Genomic DNA, 17,343 nt, shown 5'->3' on the forward strand with positions numbered 1-17,343 from the left:
GGAACAGGCCGAAAAGCCTGTTCTTGAGAATGCTGAAATATCTCAGTTTTAACTCACATTTTTAGTTAGGAAATTTCAGTGCAGAATGCCCTAACAGCTTCGGCAAACTCTTGGTTATGCTCGATTAATGCCATGTGTCCTCCTTTCTGTATAGTAACTAGCTCTGCTTGAGGCAATTCTGCTTTCATCCGCAGGCTAGCTGGGGGAGTAGTGGCGATATCTGAATCGCCGCAGATCACCAACACTGGAATGTCAATCGATCGCAAAGTTTTTGTTTCATCAAATTTGAGCATTCCCAGTGTGCCGCGAGCGAGAACGCCGGGAGAACCCAAGGCTGATAAGAAAGCTGAGAACTCTAATTGACCGCGCGTTTCAGTGCCTTTAAATCCCGATAATTCTACACTGATGTGCAGTGAACCATTGAGATAGCTCAGCCAAGTCATTCCCCACATAATCGGTTCAAGAGCTATGGTGAGGTAGAGCATAGGTTGAAGCAGCGGCTTTTGCAAAGCGCGTAATAAACTGCTAAAAATAGCGGTTTTGACGGGATTAGTATAAGTCGTATCTACCAGAATTAAACCAGCTACTCGACTACCGAGAAGTTCTGGGAAAAGCCGACTGAATGTTAGAGAAATCATGCCACCCATGCTGTGTCCGAGTAGGATAACAGGTTTATTTCCTGCTATGGCAATGACGGCTTCAAGATCGCGGGCAAATTTTTCTAGGGAGTAGTCACTGTTTTTTGGTCGAGTGGATTTTCCCAGGCCTGGAAGATCCCAAACAATCACTCGGTAGCGATCGCTTAGTTGCCGTTTCGCGTAATACCAAACCATACTGTTCGGCCCCCAACCGTGCGAGAGAATAATCGGCTGTCCGTCCTCCGGGCCGTAGAATTCTACTTGTAAAATAGTGCCATCAGGCCTCTCTACCCGCTGCACCGTACCCGTCCGCGTGGGCTTCGGTTCGTCAGCACCGGGGCGGCGGAACAGCGGCAAACTGATAAAGCGGCCGCCAACACACCAAAGAAGCATCAACACTCCGCTGATTAAGTAGGAAATCCCTACCAGTGCGCCGATGTACCATTCGTAAATAATGTATATACCTGTGCCAAGTACCCCGATCGACAGCAGTCCCACCAGCCATAGGAACAGGAAATTGAAGGGCATGAACGGCATAAGCTGAAACCTTGGGTAGGATTTTGGTTGCGAATTCAAACAGGATCATACTTAGGTTAGGCCACAGTAAGCAAGCGGTAAGTTAAGCTCTTAATTTGTGCGCTGGTGGAATTTAATTTATTGATGTGCCCAAGTAATGACCGAAAGCATCCAGGATACCCACCACGTGATTCATCCGTCCAGAAATAAAAAACCTGTATCCAATAAAGGAACCCCCGAATTTATCTGTGGGGTCAATGCTTCAATTCTAAAATCTAAAATCTAAAATCTAAAATCTAAAATCTAAAATCGATTGACAGGATGACTCAAAATGCCAGAGCCAAAAATATCGAGTTCATCGCCAAATGCCAGAGATTCTGTCAGCGTGGAGTTAGTTGAGTTTTTATCTTACCTTCGCAGTCTAGATATTAATATTTTTGTTGAGGGATCTCGCCTGCGCTGCAACGCTCCCGAAGGAATTATTACACCCAAACTTCGCGCCGAAATTTCTCATAAAAAAGCCGAAATTATTTCATTTTTAAAAGCAGCTAATCGTACTTCTAGTTTCACTCCTACACCGATTGTTCCTATGGGGCGGGACGGAAATCTACCGCTTTCCTTTGCACAGCAGCGCTTGTGGTTTCTCGACCAATTAGTCCCGAACAATCCTTTTTATAATGTTCCCGCAGCCTTGCGTTTGACAGGTTCGCTCAATTTTTCGGCGCTGCAAAAAACCTTCAATGAAATTGTGCGCCGCCACGAAGCTTTACGAACGAATTTAGCAGTAGTTTCGGGGCAACCTGTTCAGAAAATAGCTGCTGCTTTCCACCTCCCGATTAATGTAGTGGACTTGCGAAACTTGCCCAAGGAATCTAGACAAACTGAAGCAAACCGACTCACCGCCCAGGAAGCTCAACGCTCTTTCAATTTGTCCAATGACTTGTTGCTGCGAGTCACATTATTGCAGTTAGATGATGCCGAATATTTACTAATGCTGAATATGCACCACATTGTCTCCGATGGTTGGTCTATCGGAGTGCTAATTCAGGAATTAGGCGCGCTTTACACGGCATTTGCTAGCGAAAAACCTTCGCCTTTACCGGGTTTGTCGGTCCAGTATGCTGATTTTGCAAAATGGCAGCGCGAATGGCTGCAAGGGGAAGTTTTAGAAACGCAGCTTGCTTACTGGCGGCAGCAGTTAAACGGCATTTCTATGCTAAATTTGCCTGCGGATCGACCCAGGCCAGCTATTCAAAGTTACCGAGGCAAAAGGCAATTTTTGCAACTGCCAAAACAACTGAGCGAGGCTTTAGAAACGTTGAGCCAGCGCGAAGGAGTGACGCTGTTTATGACAATGCTGGCAGCTTTTAAAACGTTGCTTTACCATTACGCGCAGCAAGAAGATATTGTTGTAGGTTCGCCGATCGCCAATCGCAACCGCAGTGAAATTGAAGCATTAATCGGGTTTTTTGTCAACAGTTTGGTGTTGCGTACAGATTTGTCGGGAAATCCAACTTTTCGGGAAGTTTTAAACCGAGTCAAAGAGGTAGCATTAGGAGCTTACGCTCACCAAGATTTGCCGTTTGAGAAGTTAGTAGAAGAACTGCACCCCGATCGCGCGTTGAACCAAAATCCCTTATTTCAGGTGGCGTTTGCGCTGCAAAACGCGCCGGGGAATCGGTTGGAATTGCCAGAATTAACACTCAGCCCGCAGCAGTTAGATGTGGGTACAGCGCGGTTTGATTTGGAGTTTCATTTGTGGGAGCGATCGCCCAACAGCTCGGGAAGCAACCAATCGCCCAGCAATAAGCTGTGGGTTGATAGCTCGGAGGGCATCAGTGGCATGGTTATTTACAGCGCCGATTTATTTGATGAAGCTACGATTACCCGCCTGATCGGGCATTTTCAAACTCTGTTAGAAAGCATTGTGAGAAATCCCGAACAGCGAATTGCCAACTTGGAATATTTGAGCGCCCAAGAGCGCTATCATTTGTTAGTTGAATGCAACAATACTCAGGCAGATTATCCGCAAGATTTGTGCATCCATCAGCTATTTGAAATGCAGGCCGATCGGGCACCGGATGCGGTGGCGCTGGTATTTGGAGAGGAGCGAGTCACCTATCGAGAGCTAAATCTCCGCAGCAACCAACTAGCACGTTATCTGCAAAAAATGGGGGTTGGGGCGGAAGTTTTAGTCGGGCTTTGCTGCGGGCGATCGCCCGATCTGATCGTGGGGATGTTGGGTATCCTGAAAGCGGGAGGAGCTTACTTAATTTTAGATCCGAGCTATCCTGCTGAGCGATCGAGCTTTATGGTAAAAGATGCTCAATTATCTGTTGTGTTAACTCAGCAGCAATGGATAGAGAATTTGCGCTCGCCCAATTTACAGATAGTTTGTTTAGACACAGACTGGGAGATGATTTCCCAAGAAATCGCCGACAATCCCACCAGCGCAGCCACAGCCGAAAATCTGGTTTACGCGATTTACACCTCCGGTTCCACGGGAAAGCCGAAAGGAGTGGAAATTGAGCACGGGAGCTTGTTAAATCTCGTTTTTTGGCATCAAAGAGAGTTTGGGGTGTCAGCGGGCGATCGAGCAACGCAAATTGCAGCGATCGGCTTTGATGCTTGCGGGTGGGAAATTTGGCCTTATCTCGCCGCGGGAGCTAGCATCTACTTTCCAGAAGATGACATCAGGCGAGATCCTGAAAAACTGCAAAACAGGTTAGTATCAAAAGCAATTACAATTAGCTTTTTGCCAACACCTTTAGCCGAGAAAGTTTTGCTATTAGATTGGCCTCAAACAACAGCGTTGCGAATCTTGCTCGCAGGCGGCGAAAAACTGCAACAACATCCTTTAAAATCCCATCCATTTAAGCTAGTAAATAATTACGGCCCAACCGAAAACACCGTCGTCACAACTTCCGGTTATATTCCTGTAACAGAGCAAACAGACATCGTCCCGACAATTGGTCGCCCCATTGCTAACACTCAAATCTACATATTAGACAAATATTTGCAGCCAGTGGCGATCGGCGTTGTTGGCGAATTGTACATCGGCGGAAACGGACTCGCTCGCGGCTACCTCAACCGCCCAGATGTAACCGCACAAAGCTTTATTGTCAATCCTTTTAAACCTAATTCAGGAGAGCGAATTTACAAAACCGGCGACTTAGTGCGCTACAGAGCCGATCGCAACCTTGAATTTTTAGGACGCATTGACGAACAAGTAAAAATTCGCGGTTTCCGCATCGAATTAGGAGAAATCGAGACACTATTAACTCAACATCCGGCCGTGCAGCAAACTGTAGCAATAGCTTCGGAAGATGGACAGGGAGATAAACGTTTAGTAGCTTATATTGCCCTGAATCCAGAATATAGCAGTGCCAGCGAAAAAAACCAAATAATGCAATTGCAGGACGAACAGGTTTTGCAGTGGCAAATGCTCTACAATGAAACTTACAATCAACCTGCCGTTGAGTCAGATCCAACATTTAATATTGTCGGCTGGAATAGCAGCTATACTAATCAGCCAATCCCAGCAGAACAGATGCGCGACTGGGCGAACAATCAAGCCTCCCAAATTTTAGCTTTGCAGCCTAGCCGAGTGTTAGAAATTGGCTGCGGCACAGGTTTGTTGCTGTTCCAAATTGCGCCTCGCTGCACTCAATATTGCGGAACAGACTTTTCACCTATTTCGCTAAACTATATTCGGCAGCACTTGGCAAATCAAGAGTTAGCTAATGTAACGCTGCTTCAGAAAATGGCGACTGACTTTGAAGGAGTAGAGACAGCAGCTTTTGACGCAGTAATTCTCAACTCAGTCGTGCAATATTTCCCGAATATCGACTATCTCGTGCAGGTGCTAGAAGGTGCGGTGAAAGCAACTGCTCCCGGCGGCTTTATATTCATCGGAGATGTCCGCAGCTTGCCGTTGCTGGAAGCTTTCCACACTTCGGTACAACTGTATCAAGCCGAACCTTCTCTCGCGGGCGAACAGTTGCAGCAGCGAGTACAAATGCAAATTTTTCAAGAAACAGAGTTAGTTATTGAACCAGAGTTTTTTACTGCATTAAAACACCGCTTTCCGCAGATTGGCGGCGTAGAAATTCAATTAATTCGCGGTAGTTATCACAATGAGTTAACTGATTTTCGGTACAATGCTATTCTGCATATTGCGTCGGAAACAGATCCCCCCCAATCCCCGGCACAAGGGGAGTTGGCGGGAGCGAAACGGCTGGATTGGTCGGCTGAAAATCAGAATCTGACTGTTACCAAGGTGCAAGAAATATTATTGCAAAATCAACTCGATGTTTTAAGAATTGTTAATGTGCCTAATGCGCGGGTAACGGCAGCAGTTAAGGTGGCAGAGTTGCTGTCGGTTGTCGATAAATTTCCCACAGCAAGTCAGTTGCAGAAAGCGGTGGAAAAAGTAGAGGATTTAGGAGTCAATCCCGAAGCGTGGTATGCTTTGGAAGTTCCGTATAATGTTAATATTAGTTGGTCTAATTCCGACACTCAAGGGCGCTACGATGTAGTGTTTGCACGGGGCGAAACTAGAGATTTTGTGCGAGAAACCAGAAGCGATAACTTGCGTCCTTGGCGCTCTTATGCTAACAATCCCTTACAAGGTAAAGTAGCACGGAAATTAGTGCCACAGTTGCAGGCTTATCTAGCAGAAAAACTGCCTGAATATATGGTTCCGTCGGCTTTTGTGGTGCTGGAGTCGCTACCTGTGACGGCTAACGGAAAGGTCGATCGCCTCGCTTTGCCTGCACCGCAGCCGATTAAGTTAGAATGGGCTGGCGGTTATGTTGCGCCTCAGACTTCTATTGAGGAAGTTTTAGTGAAAATTTGGGCTGAGGTTTTGGGGATAAAGCGAGTGGGTATCCGGGACAATTTCTTTGAATTGGGAGGCCATTCGCTGCTGGCGACTCAGCTTGTTTCGAGAGTGCGAGATGCTTTCGCGGTAGAGTTGCCTTTGCGCCGCGTTTTTGAAGCGCCGACAATTGCAGAATTATCTAAGATTGTGGAGAGTTTGAAAGATAAGAATGCTAAAAGTGAAGCTCCGGCTTTAGTGGCGATTTCGCGGGACAGTCGGCGGAGGAAGCTATCATCTTTTAATCAAGAAAGTAAATAAAAATTAGGGCGGTAGAACGGGTGCAATTTCGATAAATATGCAGCAAGAAACAGAAGTTTTCGTCTTCCCGGCATCCTTTGCCCAGCAGCGGCTTTGGTTCCTCAATCAATTAGCACCGGGCAATCCTTTCTACAATGTCTCAACAGCACTCCGCTTAACAGGTTTTCTCAACTTCAGATCCTTAGAGCAAACCTTCAACGAAATTGTGCAGCGGCACGAAACTTTACGCACCACATTTACGCTTTTGGAAGGGGAACTCGTACAAATTATTGCTCCCATTTTAACCGTATCCCTCCCCACAATCGACTTACAAAATCTCTCGCCAACTCAGCAGCAAACCGCAGCGCTGCAACTCGCAACCGATGCAGCGCAATGCCCTTTCGATTTAGCCGCCGGGCCGTTATTTAAAGTAACGCTGTTACAACTCAGTGAAACAGAACATATATTGCTGCTGAATTTACATCATATTGTGGCTGATGGTTGGTCGATTGGAGTGCTAATTCGAGAGCTAGGAACGCTCTACACAGCATTTGTAAAAAATGGGATCTCGCACTTACCAGCACTGCCCGTGCAGTACGCCGACTTTGCAGAATGGCAGCACCAATGGTTGCAGGGCGAAGTATTAGAAACCCAGTTAGCTTATTGGCAGCAGCAGTTAAACGGAATTACCACACTCAATCTACCAACAGACAGGCAAAGACCAGCGGTTCCATCCTACCGCGGCGCTAAACAATTTATAACACTATCACCTGCTTTGAGCGAGGCGCTAAAGTCATTGAGCCACCAAGAAAGCGCGACTTTATTTATCACTCTACTAGCCGCTTTTCAAACTTTGCTCTACCGCTATACAGGACAAGTAGATATTGCAGTAGGAACGCCGATCGCCAATCGCAACCTGATCGAAATAGAAGCATTGATCGGTTTTTTTGTCAACAGTTTGGTGCTGCGTGCAGATATATCAGGAAATCCAACTTTTCGGGAACTATTGCATCGGGTAAAAAATGTTGCAATGGCAGCCTACGCCCACCAAGATTTGCCCTTCGAGAAGTTGGTTGAGGAATTGCACCCCGATCGCGAGTTGAGTCGCAACCCCCTATTTCAACTTAGTTTCAGCCTGCAAAACACTCCTATAGCAGCGCTAGAATTGCCGGGAATCGTTGGAGAGGCGATCGACTTTGATGCAGGAACCGCCAAGCTAGATTTAGAGTGCCACTTGTGGGAAAATGCAGGAAGTATTCAAGGGCAATTTGTTTACAGCACAGATTTATTTGATAGCGGCACAATTGCGCGGATGGCGGGACATTTCCAAACGCTGCTCGAAGCCATTGTTGCCAATCCCAAACAGCACCTTAGCGACTTGGCTTTGCTGACAGCGCCAGAATACCAGCAACTATTAATCGATTGGAATGACACTCAGAGAGATTATCCGCAAAACCAGTGTTTCCATCAGCTATTTGAAGAGCAAGTCGAGCGATCCTCTTCGAGGGCTCCGCTAACGCCCGATGCTGTAGCCGCCGTCTTTGAAAACCAGCAGTTAACCTACCGCCAACTCAATAGCCGAGCCAACCAACTTGCACGTTACTTGCAGCAATTGGGAGCAGCACCAGAAGTTTTAGTGGGCCTTTGTGTAGAACGTTCCTTAGATGCGATCGTCGGATTGCTAGGCATTATCAAAGCAGGCGCAGCCTACCTGCCTTTAGATCCAACTTATCCTCAAGAGCGGCTTAACTTCATGTTAGAAGATGCTCAGGTGTCGATTTTGGTAACTCAGCAACACTTAGCAAAAAACTTGACGCAGCCGGAAAATTACGGAGTTTTTTCAGTAGTCTGTTTGGACTCCGACAGAGAAATTATCGCCCGACAAAGCCCAGAAAATCCAACTACAAATATCATACCAGAAAACCTAGCCTACGTCATTTACACATCTGGTTCAACCGGAAAACCCAAAGGCGTTTTAATCGAACATCGGGGACTCTACAACTTAGCCCTAGCTCAAATAGAAGCTTTTAACTTAAACTCAAATCACCGCATTTTGCAATTCGCTTCCCTGAGTTTTGATGCCTCAATTTTTGAGATTGTCATGGCCTTGGGAACCGGAGCAACACTTTACTGTGCCAAGAAAGAATCTTTGTTGCCAGGACAAACATTAATCGAATTTTTGCAGGACAATGCTATTACCCACGCTACCCTCCCGCCCTCGCTGCTAGCTGTCCTTCCAAACGTCAAACTTCCCGCACTACAAACAATCATCTGTGCGGGCGAATCCTGTTCCCCCGATGTTGTTAAACGCTGGGCTTCGGGGCGCAGATTTTTTAACGCTTACGGCCCTACAGAATCGACAGTCTGGTCAAGTTTTGCCGAAATTAGCGATAGCAAAAAACCGCCAATCGGCCGCCCAATAGCTAACACTCAACTCTATATTTTAGATAAAAATTTACAGCCAGTACCCGTTGGAATTCCCGGTGAATTGTACATCGGCGGCAGCGGATTGGCGCGAGGCTACCTGAACCGCCCCGAATTAACCGCCCAGCGATTTATTGCTAATCCGTTTAGCCAGAAAGCAGGAGAACGAATTTATAAAACTGGTGACTTAGCTCGTTATTTCCCCGACGGCAATATTGACTTTTTAGGCCGCACTGACGAACAGGTAAAAATTCGCGGTTATCGAATAGAATTGGGAGAAATTGAAGCGCTGCTGGTTCAGCATCCAGCAGTCAAAGAAACAGCGGCGGTTGCTGCGGATGATTTGTCGGGCAACAAACGCCTAGTTGCTTATGTCGTCCCCAATCAAAATCAGACGCTTAATCCCGATGAAATACGCAATTTCCTCAAACAGCAACTGCCCAATTACATGATTCCCAGTGCTTTTGTGGCGATGGATTTTCTGCCCCTAACTCCCAATGGCAAAATCGACCGCCTGCGCCTACCTGTACCGGGAACTCTAACTAGCAATTCAATAGATAAAAGCTGCATTGCACCTCGCACACCAACCGAGTCAACCCTCGCCCAAATTTGGGCCACAATCCTCAACGCAGAGTGCGTTGGCATTCGCGATAATTTCTTTGATTTGGGTGGAGATTCCCTGCTGGCAATCCGCCTTATCAATGAGATTAACCAGCAATTTCAGCGCGAGTTGCCGCTGTCTGCTCTTTTTTTAAATCCGACAATTGAAGGTTTAGCAGATTTGCTATCTTCAGAAACAAAATCTCTGGAATGGTCGCCTTTAGTTGCAATTAAGCCTCGCGGTAAAAAGCCCCCGTTCTTCTGCGTCCATCCCATCTTTGGCGTCGTGTTTCCTTATGTCGAGTTAGCATTTGGGCTAGGAGAAAATCAACCGTTTTACGGGCTGCAACCAAAGGGTATTGACGGCGAAAGTTCTCCGTTAACTAGCATTGAAGATATGGCGACTGACTACATCGCAGCCTTGCGTACCGTTCAACCAAAAGGGCCTTATTTTTTAGGAGGCTGGTCTTTTGGAGGTTTGGTTGCTTTTGAGATGGCTCAACAGTTACTCGCAGCGGGGGACGAAGTGGCTTTGCTTGCTGTGCTTGATACTTTAGCGCCGATTTCTGCTAACAAACCTTCTTTTTGGGACGGTTGCAAGTTTATTCTGACTACTGTTTCGCGCTCTATCTGGCCTTTTTTAGTAGATTATTTTCGCTTGGTGGCTGGTGCAGAAAATGTTCAAATTGGCGGTATTTTTGCAAAATTTCCGAAATTAAATAAGATGCTTAATTTGGCAGCTAATTTTTTGCATCGCTGGAATTGGAAACAGGCGGTTATGGTTAGTATCCTATCTCAGGAGTCAAAAGAACGGAGCTGGCGCGAGCTGGCAATCCCCTCGATGTTTACTGTATTTCAGGCTAATAGTCAAGCAACTCTCAGCTATGTACCGAAAATTTATCCGCAGCGAATTACTCTGTTTAGATCGGAGGAACAGCTAAGCATGAGTCATCAAGATCCGACTCTTGGCTGGAGTGAATTAACGACCCAAAAAGTAGAGGTGATTAGGGTTCCTGGGAATCATCTTACTATGCTGAGAAAACCCTGCGTCGAGGTGCTGGCTCAAAAGCTGAAGCATTGCTTTGAGGAGAAATTAAGTGATTGAGCAACCCGCGTGCTTGTGTGTCGAAACCAGGTTTGATGTGCGAAATTTCTATCAGCCATCTCCAATAATTATTGTGGAACAGGCATCTTGCCTGTTCAAAGCTGGCTTTTCTGGAGATGTCTATTAGTGATGAAGAAGTGACTACTCTGATGTTCGGTAAAATCACCGTTATCACGTTTGTAGTTAGGATGTCAAAAAATTGCGATCGCCCGAAGAACACTTTTTGCAACTAGAAATCATCATGCAGCGCCACGCCGCAGCACTCGAAGCTGAAGTCAGAGCTTTGCAAGCCGCTGACGAAACCGCCCAGTGGCCTCCTGACTGGAAGCGTGGCTATAATTGGCGTTTCGCTAAAATTTTTGCTTCAGTGAAGATTTTTCGCAACTGGGGTGCAGATGCTGCGGCTTGGAAACTTTTGCCTTCGCGAGTTTATCCCAACCGAGGCAATCAGAAGGATGAGTCTGTTGACATTTGAATGTAGGGGCGGGTTTTACCAATAATCTCGGCCTAAGACCAATCATCTCGTAAACCCGCCCCCACCCAACAGTAAATCCCAATCTACCTCCAATTCTTCAATCTAAAATCTAAAATCTAAAATCTAAAATCGATTGATTGGGCGATGCTGAAGATGATAGCACCCAAACCTGCTGCGATCGGAATTGTCACCAGCCAAGCCGAACCAATTGACAGCAAAGTTTGCAAGCGTACAGTTTTCCAAGCTTTGATCAGCCCGACTCCGACAACTGCACCGACTAAAGCGTGGGATGTGGAAACTGGCAAACCGAAGCGGGATGCTAGCAAGACTGTGGTGGCTGTGGCTAATTCCGCGCAAAATCCGCCGCTTGGTTGGAGTTCGATGATTTTTTCGCCGACTGTGGCTATTACATTTTTTCCCCAGATGGTTAAACCGATGACTATTCCTGCGCCTCCGAGGACTAAAATCCACAGGGGCACGCTGAAATCCCCTGATGGAAAGGAACCTGTGCGCCGGATGTAGGCGATCGCAGCTAGGGGAGCAACGGCATTGCCTACGTCGTTGGAACCGTGGGAAAATGCTACAAAACAGGCGCTCAAGACTTGAAATCTCGCCATTTGTTGCTCGATGGGAGAGTGGCGGGGAGGGGGAGAGGGGGAGAGGGGGAGAGTGGGAGAGTGGGAAAATATTCCCTCTTTCTTATTCCTTGCATCCGTTACATCCGTTACATCCGTTACAAAATCCGCTGCCGAACCTTCTTCCTTCTCAACTGATTCTAATTTTTTCCAGCTATTGAGTGTGAGGACGATCGCCCCAATACTCCCAATGCCAATGACAATATCGTGAATGGGCAGATTCCAGCCAAATCGATCGCGCGCCGCGGCGATCGCCCCTGTCTGCACCAAAGCAACATCGACAATAGACGGCAGTACAATTATCCCAAATACGCTCAGCATTGCTGCACTCAGCCAAGGTATCCACTCGCGCATTTGAGATAGAGGATCTGGTCGATCGAGAATCGAATACTTCACCACACTGTAAAATAGTGCGGCTAAAGCACCGCTAGCAACAGGTGTCGCTACCCAAGTTAGGGAGATGGTGCCGATAGTTCGCCAATCAACTGCATTAATTCCGGCTGCAACACAGCTAAAACCCGCGATCGCGCCCACCACTGCATGGGATGAAGAAACAGGCAAACCTCGACTGGTAGCGATTTGCAGCCACAAGCCGCAAGCAATCAGCACTGACACCATCCCGATTAAAAATACTTGCGGTTGAGCCGCGAACACTTCTGCATTCACAACTCCTGTGGCGAGAGTTTCGGAAACTCCTTGCCCGAACAGCACTGCGCCGGAAAACTCCAGTATGCCTGCAACAATTATTGCCTGCCGCAGCGTTAGGGCCTTCGAGCCTACGGATGTCCCCATCGAGTTAGCGACATCGTTGGCACCCAAGTTGGCGGCGACGTACAAGGCCAGTGCGGCCATTGCCCCTAGTTGCAGAAATACGACCCCAGAGGTATCTAACATAGAAATTTTTTGACATAAAACGGGCATTTCGATATATGATAAGGGATTGTGAGTTTTGGTAAATCCGATGAAAGGCGCAGAAATAATCCGTTCTATCGAAACGGCAGAAATAGATAGAGTCAAGCAAGAACTCAATAAACAAGTTCCCGAAATTTACGTCGGCGACACAGTGCGAGTCGGCGTAAGAATTAAAGAGGGTAACAAAGAACGGGTTCAGCCCTACGAAGGGACTGTGATTGCCATGCGTAACGGCGGGATTAATGAAACAATCACCGTCCGCCGCGTGTTTCAGGGCGTCGGCGTGGAACGGGTGTTTTTGATTCACTCGCCCCGCATCGCCACGATCCAAGTGATGCGTCGCGGGAAAGTCCGCAGAGCAAAACTTTACTACCTGCGCGATCGGGTGGGCAAAGCTACTCGCGTCAAACAGCGGTTCGATCGCTCCCTGTAGGAATGCACCCAGCTTCCCCTTGGTTCATGGTTCATGGGAAATTAAAAAAATTCAAAAAAAGTTTCCCATTTACGAGCGCACTGTGTTAAAATAGAAATCTAGAGGTTAAGCGAATTTCAGCAACCTCACCTGTGCGCTCTTAGTTCAGTTGGTAGAACGCAGGTCTCCAAAACCTGATGTCGGGGGTTCAAGTCCTCCAGGGCGCGCTGAATCACCAAACTTTAAATTCTGCCCGAAAGCGCCCGGACTATTGGCTGGCAACAGTCAAAACCGCAAACTTTCGGGTAGAATTAATTTTTGTGGGCGGTTCGCAAAAAATGCCATCAACAAATGCTCGGTGTGGCTTCTCGATCATCGGTTTCGGCGATCGGCATTTACGCCGTTGATTGGTTGGGCTTGTAAAAAAGTCGTGGCTTTAGATTTGAGATTTGGGACTTGGGCGTAAGTGGTTAGTGTCACAAAATCTGAGAGCCGCGGGCCACTCACACCATCTAAAATCTAAAATCTAAAATCTAAAATCGCAAGGGGGATTGAATCGTGGCGAAAAAAGACGAAGCTCAAGAAACTCAAGAAATAACAGCGCCTGGGTTTGACCCTGCGGGTTTTTTTAAGGAAACTAGAGAAGAACTCGACAAAGTGGTTTGGCCTAGCAGGCAGCAGCTAATCAGCGAGTCTTTGGCCGTGCTTTTGATGGTGATCCTCTCAGCAAGCCTGATCTATTTGGTGGATAACTTCTTTAACTGGGGCGCGGGAAAGGTGTTTGGGCCATGACTTTTGCATCAGAAGAATCTGAGTATTCCACAGAAGCGACGGGACAGGCAGCATCGCCAGATGTGCCGGAGATTGATGCTCGCTGGTATGCTGTTCAAGTTGCCTCTGGCTGCGAAAAGCGCGTGAAGGCAAACTTGCAGCAGCGGATTCAAACTTTGGATGTTGCCGATCGCATCGTTCAAGTAGAAATTCCGCAAACTCCGGCAATCAAAGTCGGCAAAGACGGTTCCAGGCGGCAGTCAGATGAAAAAATCTTTCCCGGCTACGTACTCATCCGTATGTTTATGGACGAGGATACGTGGCAGGTGATCAAAAATACCCCGAATGTAATTAATTTTGTCGGGGCAGAGCAGAAACGCCGCTACGGGCGCGGCAGGGGTCACGTCAAACCGCTACCTCTGAGTCATTCGGAAGTAGAACGGATCTTCAGAAATGCTCAGGAATCAGAACCAGTTGTCAAAGTATCGATGTCTACTGGAGACCACGTTGTGGTACTTTCCGGGCCATTTAAAGATTTTGAAGGTGATGTGATTGAAGTTAGCCCGGAACGAAACAAGCTCAAAGTTTTACTCTCGATTTTTGGGCGCGATACGCCTGTAGAATTGGAGTTCAATCAGGTTCAGAAACAGAACTAACTAATGGCAAAGAAAGTTGTTGCAGTAATTAAGTTGGCGATTACGGCGGGAAAAGCCAACCCAGCTCCTCCGATCGGCCCAGCTTTGGGTCAGCACGGCGTCAATATTATGATGTTTTGCAAGGAGTACAATGCTAGAACCGCAGACCAAGCAGGTCTGGTGGTTCCGGTAGAAATTTCGGTTTTTGAAGACCGCAGTTTTACGTTTATTCTCAAAACCCCGCCGGCGTCGGTTTTGATTCAAAAAGCTGCTGGCATTGCTAAGGGTTCGGGAGAACCTAACCGCAAGCAAGTAGGCTCGATTACTCAGGCTCAACTGCGAGAAATCGCTGAAACCAAAATGCCTGACCTCAATGCTAATGATGTTGAGGCTGCTATGAAAATTGTGGCAGGAACGGCTAAAAATATGGGCGTGGCGATCGCGGATTGAAGTCAGTTGTCAGTTGGCAGTTGTCAGTTGGCAATCGGTAATTCCCAGTGTTGAAGCTCAAATCTTCAATCTAAAATCCAAAATCCAAAATCCAAAATCGATCGGTTCAGGGGGAGAAGCAAAGCTTCGCTAGTAACCGAAAACGGGTAGATTTTAAGATTGTCCGATAGGTTCAATCTAAAATCTAAAATCTAAAATCTAAAATCGACTGACCCCAGGAGATAACAATGGCAAAGAAAGTATCGCGAAGACTGCAAGAACTTCAAAAGAAAGTTGAAGACAGACCTTATCTACCGCTGGAAGCTCTGCAACTTTTGAAAGAAACAGCAACCGCTAAGTTTGGCGAAGCTGCTGAAGCTCACATCCGTTTGGGAATTGACCCGAAATATACTGACCAACAGTTGCGGACAACTGTATCGCTACCAAAAGGAACTGGTCAAGTAGTCAGAATTGCGGTGATTGCTAAGGGCGAAAAAGTTAAAGAAGCTCTAAATGCCGGCGCGGATATTGCTGGTTCTGAAGAGTTGATCGATGAAATTCAGAAGGGCATGATGGACTTCGACTGCCTGATTGCTACCCCAGACGTGATGCCGTTGGTGGCAAAATTGGGTCGGTTGTTGGGCCCGCGCGGTTTGATGCCTTCTCCGAAAGGTGGCACGGTGACGACTGACATTGCTCAGGCGATCAACGAGTTTAAAGGTGGTAAACTAGAATTCCGTGCCGATCGAACTGGCATCGTTCATGTTATGTTTGGCAAGGCAGCTTTCTCAGCGGAAGATTTGCTCGTCAACCTTCATGCTTTGCAAGAAACAGTTGACCGCAACCGTCCTTCTGGTGCTAAAGGTCGCTACTGGCGCAGTTTGTACGTATCCGCAACAATGGGCCCGTCGATCGAAGTCGATATCAGTGCTCTGCGCGATACCAAACTTGATGCTGCGTAGCAAGAATTAAGCAGAAGGCAGAAGGTAAAAGACAGCTTCGGCTGTCAGTGTAAATCTCTCACAAGACTTACGCCAGACCCCTGCTAATGTCTGCCTTCTGGTGATAGCCTAATCAAAAATCAATAAGCTGAAGACCGCAGGTGCCGATCGCTTAATTTCCTGCCGAGGCTGAAGAAATAAAAACTCAAGACTCAAAGATTAGAAATTTTATATTTTTAATTCTGACTTGTTAATTTTTAATTCTCTGCCCCGGCTCGAAGGTCGGGGTTTTTGACGGGCAGTTTTCGATCCTAAAAGGAGGTGAAATAAGTATGGGCAAAAGTTTAGCAGTAAAAAATGAGATTATTGCAGACCTCAAGCAAACCTTGAGCGAATCTCAACTGGCGATCGTGATTGACTACACGGGCTTAACTGTTGCTGAAATCACAGATTTGCGTCGGCGTTTGCGTCCGAAAGGCAGCAGTTGCCAAGTGGCAAAAAACACGCTGATGCGAATTGCTGTTGAAGGCAACGAAACCTGGCAGCCGATACAAGAATTGCTGACAGGTACGTCGGCGTTTCTGTTCGTCCAAGAAGATATTGGCGGCGCGATTAAAGCTTACCAAGAATTCCAAAAAGTCTCTAAGAAGACAGAACTTCGCGGCGGCGTAATGGAAGGACGGGTACTGAAAGAAGCTGATGTTAAAGCATTAGCCGATCTGCCGTCGAAAGAACAACTCATGGCTCAAATTGCTGGCGCTATCAACGGTGTCGCAACCAAGTTGGCTGTGGGTATCAATCAAGTTCCTACTTCGATCGCTCGCGGTCTTAAAGCTTATGCTGAAAAAGACGGCGGTTCAGCAGAAGTAGCAGCAGAAGCACAACCAGAAGCAGAAGCAGAAGCGCAACCAGAAGCAGAAGCAGAAAGCGCATCTGTGTAAGTCATTAGTAATTAGTCATTAGTCCTCAGTCATTAGTATTTAGCAATAAATAGAAGACTGGAGACGAAAAACTAAGGATGAATGAGCAAATCTCAAATCCCAAATCCCAAATCTACAATCGAACTAGGAGTTTAACGAATGTCTACTGCAACTGACGAAATCTTGGAAAAACTTAAGTCTCTGACTTTGCTCGAAGCTTCTGAATTGGTCAAGCAAATTGAAGAAGCTTTCGGCGTCAGCGCTGCTGCTCCTGTAGGCGGCATGATGATGATGGGCGGCCCTGCTGCTGCTGCTGCTGAACCAGTAGAAGAGCAAACCGAATTTACTGTCATGCTGGAAGAAGTTCCTGCTGACAAGAAAATCGCCATTCTGAAGGAAGTCCGCGCAATTACCGGTCTGGGCCTGAAGGAAGCGAAAGACTTGGTAGAAGCCGCACCGAAAGCAGTTAAGGAAGCTATTGCTAAGGAAGCTGCTGAAGAAATGAAGAAACAGCTTGAAGCTGTGGGCGCAAAAATTTCTATCAAGTAGTCAGAGAATCTAGTTGATATCAATTCCGGTGACACCGGAATGATAGTTGACTGTTGACTATTCCCTAAAATTAATCGCGCGATAGTTACATCTCTCGCGCGATTAATTATTTTTGGTGTAGGGAAACGGCCTTGCTGTGTCCTCTTAGGATCGCGAATTAAATAATTTACAATTTTAATTGTTCTTGTGGGATGGGCGTCCCCCCCGGCCTGTTTTGTCGGGCGGGGCGCCCAAACCACATTAAAAAGTGGAAAATATTTAA

Annotated in this window: 13 protein-coding genes, 1 tRNA gene and 1 other annotated feature; of the genes, 12 read left to right on the forward strand and 2 right to left on the reverse strand. The window is 46.9% G+C overall.

The genetic code is table 11. The features are described 5' to 3' along the window. Positions 1 to 65 precede the first annotated feature (65 nt). On the reverse strand, positions 66 to 1,175 hold the full coding sequence (locus tag QUA88_RS22585) for an alpha/beta hydrolase (protein WP_333054370.1): 1,110 nt from the start codon (positions 1,173 to 1,175) through the stop codon (positions 66 to 68). Between the two features lie 310 nt (positions 1,176 to 1,485). Here QUA88_RS22585 and QUA88_RS22590 point away from each other — a divergent pair, with 310 nt between their 5' ends. From QUA88_RS22590 to QUA88_RS22600, 3 genes are all read left to right on the forward strand, one after another. After that, positions 1,486 to 6,294: an amino acid adenylation domain-containing protein gene (locus tag QUA88_RS22590; protein ID WP_333273942.1), complete on the forward strand. Its 4,809-nt coding sequence runs from the start codon at positions 1,486 to 1,488 to the stop codon at positions 6,292 to 6,294. A 37-nt stretch (positions 6,295 to 6,331) separates the two neighbouring features. Continuing rightward, positions 6,332 to 10,402 (forward strand): amino acid adenylation domain-containing protein, encoded by a 4,071-nt coding sequence (locus QUA88_RS22595; RefSeq protein ID WP_333273946.1) that lies wholly within the window; start codon positions 6,332 to 6,334, stop codon positions 10,400 to 10,402. A gap of 199 nt (positions 10,403 to 10,601) precedes the next feature. After that, positions 10,602 to 10,877, forward strand: coding sequence for a hypothetical protein (locus tag QUA88_RS22600; RefSeq protein ID WP_333054367.1), 276 nt, complete (start codon positions 10,602 to 10,604; stop codon positions 10,875 to 10,877). Between the two features lie 116 nt (positions 10,878 to 10,993). Here the strand turns inward: QUA88_RS22600 and QUA88_RS22605 are convergent, their stop codons facing one another. Next, positions 10,994 to 12,433 (reverse strand): inorganic phosphate transporter, encoded by a 1,440-nt coding sequence (locus QUA88_RS22605; RefSeq protein WP_445243095.1) that lies wholly within the window; start codon positions 12,431 to 12,433, stop codon positions 10,994 to 10,996. A gap of 40 nt (positions 12,434 to 12,473) precedes the next feature. On the opposite strand from QUA88_RS22605, the gene rplS reads away from it, so the two are divergent. The 9 genes from rplS to rplL all read left to right on the forward strand — a co-directional run bounded on the left by rplS (position 12,474) and on the right by rplL (position 17,081). Further along, on the forward strand, positions 12,474 to 12,857 hold the full coding sequence (rplS, locus tag QUA88_RS22610) for a 50S ribosomal protein L19 (protein ID WP_333054363.1): 384 nt from the start codon (positions 12,474 to 12,476) through the stop codon (positions 12,855 to 12,857). Between the two features lie 133 nt (positions 12,858 to 12,990). After that, positions 12,991 to 13,063: transfer RNA gene (locus QUA88_RS22615), tRNA-Trp, on the forward strand. Beyond that, positions 13,034 to 13,243 carry a hypothetical protein gene (locus QUA88_RS22620; RefSeq protein WP_333054361.1) on the forward strand — a complete coding sequence of 70 codons (210 nt, stop codon included), beginning with the start codon at positions 13,034 to 13,036 and terminating at the stop codon, positions 13,241 to 13,243. Before QUA88_RS22615 ends, QUA88_RS22620 begins: the two co-directional genes overlap by 30 nt. Before the next feature lie 151 nt (positions 13,244 to 13,394). Then, positions 13,395 to 13,628, forward strand: coding sequence for a preprotein translocase subunit SecE (gene secE / locus QUA88_RS22625; protein ID WP_333054360.1), 234 nt, complete (start codon positions 13,395 to 13,397; stop codon positions 13,626 to 13,628). Then, a complete protein-coding gene (nusG, locus tag QUA88_RS22630) occupies positions 13,625 to 14,263 on the forward strand; it encodes a transcription termination/antitermination protein NusG (protein WP_333054359.1) in 639 nt (212 codons plus the stop codon). The genes secE and nusG overlap by 4 nt, the downstream gene beginning before the upstream one ends. Positions 14,264 to 14,266: 3 nt before the next feature. Continuing rightward, entirely contained in the window at positions 14,267 to 14,692 is a 426-nt protein-coding gene (gene rplK / locus QUA88_RS22635) for a 50S ribosomal protein L11 (RefSeq protein WP_333031062.1), read from the forward strand. Between the two features lie 227 nt (positions 14,693 to 14,919). Beyond that, the gene (gene rplA, locus QUA88_RS22640) at positions 14,920 to 15,633 is read left to right on the forward strand and encodes a 50S ribosomal protein L1 (RefSeq protein WP_190663916.1); all 714 of its coding nucleotides are present in this window, start codon (positions 14,920 to 14,922) and stop codon (positions 15,631 to 15,633) included. A gap of 109 nt (positions 15,634 to 15,742) precedes the next feature. Next, positions 15,743 to 15,881 (forward strand) — a sequence feature (ribosomal protein L10 leader region). A gap of 63 nt (positions 15,882 to 15,944) precedes the next feature. After that, positions 15,945 to 16,553, forward strand: a complete 609-nt coding sequence (gene rplJ, locus QUA88_RS22645) for a 50S ribosomal protein L10 (RefSeq protein ID WP_333054357.1) — start codon at positions 15,945 to 15,947, stop codon at positions 16,551 to 16,553. A gap of 138 nt (positions 16,554 to 16,691) precedes the next feature. After that, positions 16,692 to 17,081 carry a 50S ribosomal protein L7/L12 gene (gene rplL, locus QUA88_RS22650; RefSeq protein WP_333054355.1) on the forward strand — a complete coding sequence of 130 codons (390 nt, stop codon included), beginning with the start codon at positions 16,692 to 16,694 and terminating at the stop codon, positions 17,079 to 17,081. Positions 17,082 to 17,343: the final 262 nt, after the last annotated feature.

Origin of the sequence: Microcoleus sp. D3_18_C2, from assembly GCF_036702395.1 — a bacterium.
In the GTDB taxonomy this organism is placed as follows: Bacteria; Cyanobacteriota; Cyanobacteriia; order Cyanobacteriales; family Microcoleaceae; genus Microcoleus.

What these genes read in the sequence shown, in the direction of transcription:
- QUA88_RS22585 (WP_333054370.1), bottom strand. Translation starts at nt 1,175, where the DNA reads ATGCCGTTCATGCCCTTCAATTTCCTGTTCCTATGGCTGGTGGGACTG.
- QUA88_RS22590 (WP_333273942.1), top strand. Translation starts at nt 1,486, where the DNA reads ATGCCAGAGCCAAAAATATCGAGTTCATCGCCAAATGCCAGAGATTCT.
- QUA88_RS22595 (WP_333273946.1), top strand. Translation starts at nt 6,332, where the DNA reads ATGCAGCAAGAAACAGAAGTTTTCGTCTTCCCGGCATCCTTTGCCCAG.
- QUA88_RS22605 (WP_445243095.1), bottom strand. Translation starts at nt 12,433, where the DNA reads ATGCCCGTTTTATGTCAAAAAATTTCTATGTTAGATACCTCTGGGGTC.
- rplS (WP_333054363.1), top strand. Translation starts at nt 12,474, where the DNA reads ATGAAAGGCGCAGAAATAATCCGTTCTATCGAAACGGCAGAAATAGAT.
- QUA88_RS22620 (WP_333054361.1), top strand. Translation starts at nt 13,034, where the DNA reads ATGTCGGGGGTTCAAGTCCTCCAGGGCGCGCTGAATCACCAAACTTTA.
- nusG (WP_333054359.1), top strand. Translation starts at nt 13,625, where the DNA reads ATGACTTTTGCATCAGAAGAATCTGAGTATTCCACAGAAGCGACGGGA.
- rplK (WP_333031062.1), top strand. Translation starts at nt 14,267, where the DNA reads ATGGCAAAGAAAGTTGTTGCAGTAATTAAGTTGGCGATTACGGCGGGA.
- rplA (WP_190663916.1), top strand. Translation starts at nt 14,920, where the DNA reads ATGGCAAAGAAAGTATCGCGAAGACTGCAAGAACTTCAAAAGAAAGTT.
- rplJ (WP_333054357.1), top strand. Translation starts at nt 15,945, where the DNA reads ATGGGCAAAAGTTTAGCAGTAAAAAATGAGATTATTGCAGACCTCAAG.
- rplL (WP_333054355.1), top strand. Translation starts at nt 16,692, where the DNA reads ATGTCTACTGCAACTGACGAAATCTTGGAAAAACTTAAGTCTCTGACT.